This window comes from Duganella rhizosphaerae (genome assembly GCF_040364205.1).
GTDB classification, from domain to species: domain Bacteria; phylum Pseudomonadota; class Gammaproteobacteria; order Burkholderiales; family Burkholderiaceae_D; genus Rugamonas; species Rugamonas rhizosphaerae.
This window is the reverse complement of sequence record NZ_BPWK01000008.1, coordinates 375413-386027: the sequence shown is the minus strand read 5'-3', so window position 1 is coordinate 386027 and position 10615 is coordinate 375413. Positions and strand designations below refer to the sequence as shown.

The following is a 10615-nucleotide window of genomic DNA, read 5'->3' as shown; positions in this document are numbered from 1 at the left end:
AAGTCTGATCAGCGTCACTCCGCCTGACCGCACCTACGTCCTTATTATCCGATGGAGATGCGGTATGCTCAATATACGAGGTCTGACATTCGGACACGAGCTCTGCCGTAACAAGCGCTACGGCAGAGCTCGTGTCCGAATGTCAGACCTGACCCCGGGTTTATTCGAAGACTTTCAGCTTGAGCTGAACGGAAATCGCGCCATAGAGCCGGTCCTTGTAGGTCGGCACGATGGCGACGTTGACGCCCACGCTCTTGTATTCGAAGCTGGCGGTCGGGATGGCCGCCAGGAACCAGCCGCCGTCGCGCATCTTGGGGTAGCCGCTGAAGCCGCCCGCCACCGCGCCCAGGCGCACCGGGCCGATCTTCCACGGCTGGTAGTACACGCCCACATAATTCGAATAGCCGCGGTCGCTGTTGTAGAAGCGGCCCGCCGTCGCCGACGCCACCGTCGAAAAACGGTACTCGCCGCCCAGGCCGGGATTGCTGTCGTTCAGGCCCTTGTCGCGCTGGAAATGGTAGGAGTAGAAACCGCCGTTCAGCCACACTTCCTTCAGCGGCGCCGGTTCGATGGTCTCGAAGGTGTCGGCCACGGCCGCGCCGGACAGGCCGGCCAGCAGCAGCGCGCCGGCCATACGTAAACTTTTGATCATCCGAAGCTTTCTTCGTCATAGTGAGGACGTTGGATTATAGCGAAGGATTGCGTCCTGCTTGATCTGGATTAGACGGGAAATATTTTCCTTGTGGAAAATGAGAGCTCCACGTCCAACAGGGAGATTTCCATGAAACGCATACGTACGCCGGCCTGCACCCTGGCCATCGCGCTGGCGCTGGGCGCCTGCGCCTCCACCACCAAGCCCGGCGTCGTCGGCGCCCAGCGCCAGCAGTTGATGCTGGTGTCGGCCGATACCGTCGAAAAAATGGCGCTGGTGAACTACACCCAGCAAAACCAGCAAGCCAAGGCGGCCGGCCGCCTGGTAACCGGCGGCGCCGAGTACGAGCGCCTGGCGCGCATCGCCGCGCGGCTGGAAAAGCAGGTGGGCGCCTTTCGCGACGACGCCGTCAAATGGAACTGGCAATTGGTGCTGATCGACGCGCCCATCCTCAACGCCTCGTGCGCGCCGGGCGGCAAGATCACTTTTTACAGCGGCCTGGTGCGCCAGTTGAAGCTGAGCGACGATGAGATCGCCGTCATCATGGGGCACGAGGTGGCGCATGCCTTGCGCGAGCACGGCCGCGAACGGGTGTCGAAAGCCTATGCGCAGAACGCCCTGAGCCAGGCGGCGCTGACGGCCGCGCCCAACAGCGCGGCACAGGTCGAGGCCGCCAATCAGGTGGCGCATTATCTGTACGTGCTGCCGAACTCGCGGCAGAACGAATCGGAAGCCGATGGCATGGGCCTGGAACTGGCCGCCCGCGCCGGCTACAACCCGAATGCGTCGATCTCGGTGTGGAACAAGATGGCGGCCGCCAACAAGGGCAAGGCGCCGGCCGAGTTCCTGTCCACGCATCCTTCGGACCAGACCCGCACCACCGAGCTGAGCGCGTTGATGCCCAAGGTGACGCCGCTGTACGAAGCGGCGCGCCGCTAGCCGTGCGTGGCGGACTGGCGCTGGCCGGCTTCGGCTGCAACGGAAGGGGTTTCGGCCAGGCCGTAGGCCACCGGCCAGCCGGCCGGCAAGTGCCAGGTGCCGAATACGCGGTCGAGGAAGGGCAAGGTCGACGAGAAGTTGCGGTCCAGCGGCGCCACGCTGGTGTGGTGCCAGTGATGGAAGGCCGGCGTGGCGATCAGCGATTCCAGCGGACCGAGCCGGACCCGCAGGTTGGAATGGATGAAGAAGCCCCACACCGTGCCGATGACGATCACCAGCGCCGGCGTGGCGCTGCCGCCCGCGCTGGCGCCGGCCAGGCCGAGCACGTACAGCGGCGTCATGCCGAACAGCCGGGTGACGATCATGTCGACCGGATGCGCATGCGTGTTAATCAGGAAGTACAGGTGCTCCGGCTTGTGGTGCACCGAATGGAAATGCCACAGCCACGGCAAGCGGTGGCTCAGGCGATGCCCCCAATAAAAGCCGATTTCCGCGATCAGCAAGGACAGCGGCAGTTTAACCAACAATGGCAAGGCGCCCACAGCGGCGGGCACGGCGGCCGGCAGCAGCGCTTGCGCCGCCACGGCGACCACCGACATCAACGCGCCCAGGATGGCGGCCGGTAGCAGGCTGTTGAGGAAGTACAGGCCCAGGTTGATCGCCAGCGCGCGGCGCGGCAGATGCGCCTGGCGCACCGCGAGCCAGCGCTCCAGCGGCACGAACACCAGCGACAGCAGCACCAGCCACACGCACAGCCGCCCCACGTTGAGGGCAAAAGTAGGCAGGTAGGCGAGCAGTTGGTTCATCGGTGTCATGGCGTGGTAAAAGGCGGAAACGACAATGCCGGACGCGAACGTCCGGCACTGATTCAAACAGGCGGCGAGTTAAGCAGCCTTGGCTTTGCGGCGACGCGCGGCGTAGCCAACCAGGCCCAGACCCAGGCCCAGCATGCCCCAGGTTTGCGGCTCAGGCACGGCCGAGGTCATCGACACGCCATCGAGCAGCGAGAACGGTGGCACGCCGGCAGGCGTGCCCACGGCCAGGAAGCTCAGCACTTCGCTGGCGCTGGTGGCGGTAAAGGTGAAGGTTTCCTTCTGCCAGCCGGTGAAACCGTGGTTGGCGTTGTTCTTCACTGCGGTCGAGATGGTTTGGCCGCCCAGCGACACTTTCCACTGTTCGGTGGTGGCGCCGTTGAAGGTGTATTGCTGCGCGCCAGCCCAGTAGAAGCTCAGGTTGTATTGCTGACCGGCGACCAGGCCGTTGACGGTCTGGGTCAGCGGGGCGATTTCAAACGCGCCATCGGCGGCGATGAAGTTGCCGCCGGCCGGGCTGGCGCCCAGGCCGTTGGCGGAGCCATTACCGGCGCCCCACAGTTGCAGGTTGCCGTAGCTGCCGCTGACGCCGCCGTGGTCCGCGTTGGTGTCGCTGAACAGGAAGTTGTAGCCGGTGCTGTTCCAGCCTTGGACCGTATGGCCGGCGTAGCCGATTTGGCCGTAGTTGCCGACTTCGAAACCACCGTTGACGATCAGTTCGCCAGGGACGGCGGCGTTTGCCACGCTTGCGCACAGGGCGGCAGCGGCGGACAGGGCCATCATTATCGATTTAATACGCATGCAAAAACTCCAGGATTCGAATGTCAGGCGGACTCCCGGCCGCCGGCGGTGTTGAAAGTCAATTGATTGTGGTCAATTAACTTGTTCTAAATGAATTATGAATGAACAATGTTTAAATTGGAATATTTTTAATTTGTAAAGGCTGTTGAGTAAGTTGCAATGGCTGTGCTAGCAATGGAAGCGCTACCGCAACTTGCGAAAAAGAAGCAGGTGCGTCAGATGGTGACGCGCCAGCCGCGTTTTTCGGCTCCCGCCATAGCCAACCAGAAGAGTGCCGTGAAGGCGGCGGCGAACGCCAGCGAGGCCGTCCACGGCCCGAACAGGGGAGTCAGCGGGCCGCTGAAAACGCGGGCGTAGAGCGGCCCCATCAGGCCGCTGCCTTCAATCACGCAAGTGGCGACCCAGGAACCGGCGTAGGCGGCGATGGCGTTGAGGCCCATGGCCCGGCCCAGCGGCGGCCAGCCGCGCACGTCGATCAGCTGGTGGGCCAGCGCGACGGCCAGCATGCCGAAGCCGCCGGTCCACAGCACGAAGGACGAGGTCCACAGCTGCTTGTTGAACGGCAGCGCCAGCGACCACAGGCCGCCCAGCAGCATCGCCGCGGCGCCGGCCAGGGCCAGCGTGCGGGTCTGGCCGCGCCGCAGCCAGTCGCCGGCGCGCAGGCCGAGGATGACGGTGGCCAGCGACGGCAAGGTGCCCAGGATGCCCTCCGGATCGTGGCCGATGCCGGTGGCGGCGTCGTACTGGTAGGCCAGATGGCCCAGCAGCGCGCTGTCGATGCGGTCCGACAGGTTCAGGCCCGGCTCCAGCGAGCCGCCCGCCATCAGCAGCGCCCAGTAACCAAGCAGGATGGCCGCGAAAGCGGTCCATTGGGCGCGGGCGCCGCGCAGGTAGATGGCCATCAGCCCCGCCGCCGCGAAACAGATGCCGGTCCTTTGCAGCACGCCGAACAGGCGGAAGCCGCGCCCGTTCAGCAGCAGCATCGCCACCACGTGCAGCGCTATCCCCAGCAGCACGATGCGCGCGGCGCGCCACAGCACCGAGCGCGCCAGCGGCGCTTTGTCCGCGCCCGCGTCCAGGCGGGGGCTGAGCGCCAGGTTGATGGAGACGCCCACGATCAGCATGAAGATGGGGAAGATGAAGTCCGGCGGCGTGCAGCCGTGCCATTCGGCGTGTTCCAGCCAGGGGTAGACGTGCGACCAGTCGCCGGCGTCGTTCACCAGCAGCATGGCGGCCACCGTCAGGCCGCGCACCGCGTCGATAGAATTGATACGCATAGTTTTAAAGTTTAGAGCTGCAATTTGATATGCATGCGGTTGAGGCCAGCTGCCAGCGCCATGACGATGGCGGCGTAGGCGAGGGCCCAGAGGAGTCCCGGCATGCCGGAGCCCAGCGCGTCCGGCAATGCCAGGCGCAGGACCTGCATCAGCGCGTAGACGATGTAGGGAATGAGATAGACCAGCAGCGGGTTGGCCGCCGCCGGCCGGACCAGCGCCGTCCAGCCGCTCAGCCGCTTCAGGTCGACCAGCCAGTACAGCGCCGCGAACAACAGCACGCAGATGGCGGAGCTGTACAGCGCCCAACTTGGCGTGGCGTAGATCTTCGAGATCCCGAAGTACGGCCGCAGTACGCAGGCCAGCACGGCCAGCGTCAGCGCCAGCAGCAGCGCGTCGCGGAATGGCTTGCTGCGCTGCTGGCCGAAGAAGATCAGGGACGTCAGCAAGCCGCACAGCGCGATCGACGTGTGGACCGCATTCTCGGCCAGCGCGCCTGCCGCCGTGTGGGCAGCACAATACAGGCCTGTGCAGGCCAGCACCAATGCGCCCAGCGGCAGCAGGCGGGCCCGCGTCAGCGCCCATGCCACGGTGCTGAACAGGTAGGCCCAGCCTATCAATCCCAGTATGCCCCACCACTGCGGCGCCAGGCGCAGGCTGCCATCCGGACCGCCCCGGAATATCAGCGCCAAGGCCAGCAAGCCGGCGACGCCGGCCGCGCGCAATCCCACGGCGAGCGCCTTGCTGTGGAAACGATAGACCGCCCACACCAGGATCGCGCAGCCATAGAACAGCAGCGACCACAGATGGATGGACATGCCCATCGCCGCTTCGTTGTAGCCATCCTCCGCGTTGACCATGAACACGCCCAGCACCAGCAGCCCGGCGGCGCGCGCCAACACGTGCCGCCAGCGTCGCTCCACCGTGTCCCCAGCCGCCTGCCGCTGCGCCATGGCGAAGGGTATCGACATGCCGACGATGAACAGGAAGGCCGGAAACACCACGTCCGGGAAGGTCATGGCGTCGGCGTCCGCCGCGGCATGCTCCATCCAGGCCGGCATGCCGCGCACGCCGGCCAGCGTGTTCACGAAGATCATGACCAGGATGGTGATGCCGCGGAAGGCGTCGATCGCCAGTATCCGCGCGGGTTTAGAGTTTGCCACGCAGACCCAGGTAGTATTGGCGGCCGTTCGAATACGAGGCGATAGGTTGATCCTTGTTCTCGCCGTAGTAGCGCAGCACGGCGTTGTTGAGGTTCAGCGCATCGAAGGTGATCGACAGGTTCTCGCTGATCTTGTAGTTGATCGACGCCGCCAGGTTGCCGGTCCCCGCCATCACCTGCGGGAAGCTGTTGTACAAGCCGCCGGAGAAGCTGGAACGATAGGTATAGGCCAGGCGGGCGCTCAGCTTGTCGTCTTCGTAGTAGGTCTCCGCATTGTAGGTGTTTTTGGAATTGCCGACCACCGGCTTGCCATCGGCCGCACTGCCGTCGGTGTAGGTGTAGTTGGCCAGCACGCCGACGCCGCCGAACAGGTGCTGCTGGTAGGCCAGCTCCACGCCCTTGTTCTTGGCGCTGATATTGGTCGGCGACGAGATGGCGTAGCTGTCGAAGCGCTTGAACGAGTTGTTGAAGTAGGTGAGGTTGGCCGTGCCGTAGGTGACGTAGGACGACATGTCCATGTAGAACACGCCGGCCGACAGCAGCGCTTTCGGCGCGAAGTACCATTCCAGCGCGACGTCGTAGTTGGTCGAGCGGACCGGCTTCAGGTTAGGGTTGCCGCTGCTGCCGGTCAGGTTGGTGTCGTTCAGCGTGACCGCGCCGACCATGGCGCTGAAGTCGGGACGCGCCATGGTCTTGGCGGCGGCGGCGCGCGCCACCAAGTTGGGCGACAGGTCGAACTTGAAGTTCGCGCTCGGCAGCACGTCGTTGTAGCCGGTCTGGTTCAGCGTCGGCGTGTAGACGCCGTTCACGTTGTCCTGGCCGATCGGATGGTCGCCGCCGGGGATGTTGGTGATCGTGGCCTGGTTGGTATGCACATAACGCACGCCCACGTTGCCGCGCCAGCCGTCGCCTGCCAGGTTGAGCATGCCGTAGATGGCGCTGGATTTCTCCTTGACGTCCATCTCGCCGGCCCAGTTCTCGGTGGTCGGGCCGCCCGCCAGGTCGTACTTGGCGGCCCAGGCGGCGATGTCGCTGGGATTGATCTGCCATACGTTGCGCAGGAAGTCGGCGCTGTTGGTGATGCCGTTGCCGAAGTTGGATGGGTAGGTGGAGCCGTTCCACACCGGCATCGGCGCCGAGGTGGTGCCGTCGCAGGCCTTGCAGCTGCGGTTCTCCGGCTGGCTGACGCTTCGATGGTGCTCGGCGAAACGGACGCCGAACTTGGCCGATTCCATGACGCCGCGATCGAGCCGCAGTTCGCCGTCGGCCTGCGCGTATTTTTCGCTGTCCTTGGTGATGACATGCGAACCCCAGGCCGAAGCGGTGACGTAGTTGGTGAACCTGGACGTGTCCGCGCCGGGGAAGGACATGGTGGCGGGCGACATGCCGTTCAGCGTGTAGCTGGAACCGGCGCCGGTCAGGCCGGCCTCGTAGCCGATATCGGCCGGGGTCTTGCCGGAGCCGCGCGTGTAGCCCGCGCTGCCGCTGATGCGCAGGTCCTGATTGACCTTGTAGCTGCCGTTCAGGTCTATGTAGGCCGACGAGGACGACGAGCCGGGACGGTAGATCTGGTCGCCGAAGGCCGAATACAGCGACGAGTTGTAAGTCTGCGTGGAGCTGACGGCGGGGTATTGCGAAGCCGGTATCGTGGCCGCCACCAGCGTGCCGCTCTTGATGGTGTAGGCCGACGGGATCACGCCGACCGAGGCGCCGGTGTCCGCATTGGTGGCGTTGATGTTGGCGGCGATGTTGTTGTAGAAGCTGCGGTTGTAGTTGGCCGCATCCAGCTGGGAGCTGAAGCCGTTGATGTCGAAGCTCAGGTCCTTGCTTGGCTTGAACTGCAGGTCGAAGGCGCCGCCGGTGCGCTTGCGGGTCTGCTCGAACAGCGAGGCGCTGATGCCGGCCGGCGCCAGGATGCCCGCCAGTTCCGGATGGGCCTTGGCGGCGTTGCTGTCGGCGGCGATGGCGGTGTAGCCGTAGAACTCCTGGCCGTCGCGGCGTTCGTGGCGCTTCTCCGAGAACAGCTGCACCAGCACGCCGAAGGTCTTGGCGTCGTTCTTCCAGCCGAGCAGCGCACTCAATTGAGGATCGGTCTTGCCTGGCAGGTCGGCGTAGATGGCTTGCGCCGAGCCTTCCAGCGTCAGTTGCTTCTTGAAGTCGAGCGGCTTGCGGGTCTCGATGTTGACCGAGCCGGCCACGCCGCCTTCGACCATGTCGGCCTGCTGGCTTTTCTGCACCGTGACGGCGCCGACGATCTCCGACGGCAGCAGCGCGTAGCTGACGCTGCGTCCGACGGCGCCCGCCTGGTCCAGCACGAACCAGTCGCCGGTGCCGATCGCATGGCCGTTGACCTGCGTCTGCGTCAGGCTGGAGCTGGTGCCGCGGATGCTGACGCGGTCATTTTCGGCGAAGCCGCCTTCGCCGCCGGCGGAGGACGAGATGTTCACGCCCGGTACGCGCTGGATGGCGTCGGCCACGTTCTTGTCCGGCATTTTGCCGATGTCTTCGGCCGATACCACTTCGGACAGCGTGTCGCTATTGCGCTTGCGGGCCAGCGCCTGCTGCAGGGAAGCGCGGATGCCGGTGACCACCACCTGCTCGAGCGGCTGGGCGTTGTCGCCGGCCGCCTGTTGCGCCATGGCCGGCGCGGCCGCCGCCGCGCATGCCAGCATCAATCCCACAGCCGAAGCGATAGGCGTGAGCGTCGTTTTGATCCCTGCGTTGCTGTCCATCTGGTCTCCCTTGTTTTAAGTGTGGGCAGATTGTCCCTAGTCTTCCTTAACGCTATCCAAAAGGAACCTTAAGGTTTTCCTAACGTTGTGGCGCGCAGGCGATTGACAGTTCGGCAAGAAGATGCGTAGATACGGGCTTCACGAATAAGGTGGCGACATATGAAGATTTGCCTGGTCGAGGACGACCTGGAATTGGGCAAGGCCTTGCAAGCGGCCTTGCAGGATGCGGGACAGGAAGTTATCTGGGTGCGGCGCGCCAGCGACGCCCGTCATTGGGTGGAAAACGAACCGTTCGATGCCGTGCTGCTGGACCTCGGTCTGCCCGACGGCAACGGCATCGACGTGCTGCGCGAGCTGCGGGCGGCCGGCCACACGCTGCCGATCCTGGTGATCACCGCGCGCGACAGCCTGGAGGACCGCTTGAACGGCCTCGATCGCGGCGCCGACGATTACCTGGTCAAGCCCTTCGTCGTCACGGAGCTGCTGGCGCGGCTGCGCGCGGTGATGCGGCGCGCCACCGGCTGGAGCGAATCCGGTGAGCCGGTGTGGAAGGTCAAGGACCTGGTGCTGGACGACAAGCGCATGCTGCTGACCCGCGCCGGCGCCAACGTGGTGCTGTCGAAAACCGAATTCGCCTTGCTGCACGCGCTGATGCGCTACCCTGACCGCGTGCTGACCCGGCGCGAACTGGAGTCGCGCGCGCTGCCGCACAGCGAGGGCGCGGCGCTGGACGTGCACATGTCGCACCTGCGGCAGAAAATCGGCGAGGGCTATATCCGCACCGTGCGCGGCGTCGGCTACGTGGTCGACAAATGACGATGCATAATCGTTCGCTGTTCAAGCGCCTGCTGTTCGGCTTCATCTCGGTGATGATGCTGATCTGGCTGGCGAACCTGGCGCTGGACGTCTACGAAACCCGCACCAGCAAGCGGCGCGACATGCAGCGCGAACTGCGCGCCAGCGCCTTGCGCATCATCGTGCTGATGCAAACTGTCGGTGAGCGGCCGCCGGAGCAGGTCCAGCCGCTGGTGCGCAAGATGGAGCAGCTGCACTACGCGCTCTACACGGAGCTGGGCTGGTACATCCCGGCGCTGCAAACGCAGGTATGGCGGCATGGGCAGCTGGTCTACGCGTCGCCCGATGCCGGCCTGCCGCCCACCGACGCCGCCGCCGGCCCGCATGCGCAGCCGCTCAAGGACGGCTGGGTGGTGTCGGTTGAAGACGATCCCGCCACCGGCGTCACCGTGCGCATGGCGACGGAGGTGATCGGCGAGTGGATGCTGCAGGTGTCGAGCATCGGCTACTATTTTGCGCCGTTGCTGTTCAGTGTACCGTTCCTGCTGCTGCCGGCGTGGTTCATCATCCGCGTCGGACTGCGGCCGTTGAAGTCCATCGTCGGCGAGATCGAGGAGCGCTCGGCCACCGATTTGTCGCCGCTGGCGCCGTCGCCCTACCTGGAGCTGTCGCCGCTGGTGGGATCGGTTAATCGCCTGATGGAGCGGCTGACTGAGAGGCTGGAGCGCGAGCAGGAATTCCTGGTCGACGCGGCCCATGAGCTCAAGACGCCGCTGTCCATCATCCAGATCAACGCCGATACGCTGACCACGACACGCACGGCACAGCGGGTGGAAGAGGCGGGGCAGGGCTTGCGCACCGGCGTGCAACGCGCCACGCACACGGTGCACCAGTTACTGGCACTGGCCCGCTCCGGCGGCGACCGCGATCACGCCAGCCTGGTGCCGCGCGACCTGGTCGAGCTGGTGGCGGACCGGCTGGCGCTGGCCGGGCAGATCGCCGCCACGCGCCACGTCGAAATCGAATTGCAGGCGCCGGAACGCTGCATGCTGGCCATGCACCTGGAAAGCATGGCGTCGTTGATCGATAACCTGGTCAGCAACGCGGTCAAGTATTCGCCGGAAGGCGGCCGCGTGACGGTGGCCGTCGCCCAGGCGGATGAACGTATCGTGTTATCGGTCGGCGACCAGGGGCCGGGCATCGCGCCGGAAATGCAGCGCAAGGTGTTCGAACGCTTCTTCCGCTTGCCGGACCAGGACCAGCCGGGCAGCGGCCTTGGCCTGGCCATCGCCGAACGGGCCGCTGCCCGCAACCAGGGTCGCATCCAGCTGGCCAATCGCGATGACGGACCGGGATTGCAGGTGGTGGTGAGCTTTGCCGATGTAAGGGAGTGACGTATATTTTCTTTGTTATTTATGCCATATAATCGGGCCGCTGAAACTCTCAAA

At 65.0% G+C, this 10615-nt stretch carries 9 protein-coding genes; 3 read left to right on the top strand and 6 right to left on the bottom strand.

Annotation, left to right across the window (positions count from 1 at the left end):
• Positions 1–160 precede the first annotated feature (160 nt).
• Complete coding sequence (locus RUGAMON1_RS19500; protein WP_445232076.1) at positions 161–652, bottom strand: hypothetical protein; 492 nt, start codon at positions 650–652, stop codon at positions 161–163.
• 129 nt (positions 653–781) lie between these two features.
• Here RUGAMON1_RS19500 and RUGAMON1_RS19495 point away from each other — a divergent pair, with 129 nt between their 5' ends.
• Positions 782–1591: a M48 family metallopeptidase gene (locus RUGAMON1_RS19495; protein ID WP_445232075.1), complete on the top strand. Its 810-nt coding sequence runs from the start codon at positions 782–784 to the stop codon at positions 1589–1591.
• Here RUGAMON1_RS19495 and RUGAMON1_RS19490 read toward each other — a convergent pair.
• From RUGAMON1_RS19490 to RUGAMON1_RS19470, 5 genes are all read right to left on the bottom strand, one after another.
• Positions 1588–2397 (bottom strand): sterol desaturase family protein, encoded by an 810-nt coding sequence (locus RUGAMON1_RS19490; RefSeq protein ID WP_445232074.1) that lies wholly within the window; start codon positions 2395–2397, stop codon positions 1588–1590. The two genes, RUGAMON1_RS19495 and RUGAMON1_RS19490, sit on opposite strands and share 4 nt — an antisense overlap.
• Before the next feature lie 78 nt (positions 2398–2475).
• Positions 2476–3204 carry a PEPxxWA-CTERM sorting domain-containing protein gene (locus RUGAMON1_RS19485; protein ID WP_445232073.1) on the bottom strand — a complete coding sequence of 243 codons (729 nt, stop codon included), beginning with the start codon at positions 3202–3204 and terminating at the stop codon, positions 2476–2478.
• Between the two features lie 215 nt (positions 3205–3419).
• Positions 3420–4481 (bottom strand): acyltransferase family protein, encoded by a 1062-nt coding sequence (locus RUGAMON1_RS19480; protein ID WP_445232072.1) that lies wholly within the window; start codon positions 4479–4481, stop codon positions 3420–3422.
• 11 nt (positions 4482–4492) lie between these two features.
• The gene (locus RUGAMON1_RS19475; protein WP_445232071.1) at positions 4493–5641 is read right to left on the bottom strand and encodes a DUF5009 domain-containing protein; all 1149 of its coding nucleotides are present in this window, start codon (positions 5639–5641) and stop codon (positions 4493–4495) included.
• A complete protein-coding gene (locus tag RUGAMON1_RS19470) occupies positions 5628–8372 on the bottom strand; it encodes a TonB-dependent receptor (RefSeq protein ID WP_445232070.1) in 2745 nt (914 codons plus the stop codon). Before RUGAMON1_RS19470 ends, RUGAMON1_RS19475 begins: the two co-directional genes overlap by 14 nt.
• 159 nt (positions 8373–8531) lie before the next feature.
• Here RUGAMON1_RS19470 and RUGAMON1_RS19465 point away from each other — a divergent pair, with 159 nt between their 5' ends.
• Both RUGAMON1_RS19465 and RUGAMON1_RS19460 read left to right on the top strand, forming a co-directional pair.
• Positions 8532–9188: a response regulator transcription factor gene (locus RUGAMON1_RS19465; RefSeq protein WP_445232069.1), complete on the top strand. Its 657-nt coding sequence runs from the start codon at positions 8532–8534 to the stop codon at positions 9186–9188.
• Positions 9185–10561 (top strand): sensor histidine kinase, encoded by a 1377-nt coding sequence (locus RUGAMON1_RS19460; protein WP_445232068.1) that lies wholly within the window; start codon positions 9185–9187, stop codon positions 10559–10561. Before RUGAMON1_RS19465 ends, RUGAMON1_RS19460 begins: the two co-directional genes overlap by 4 nt.
• Positions 10562–10615 lie beyond the last annotated feature (54 nt).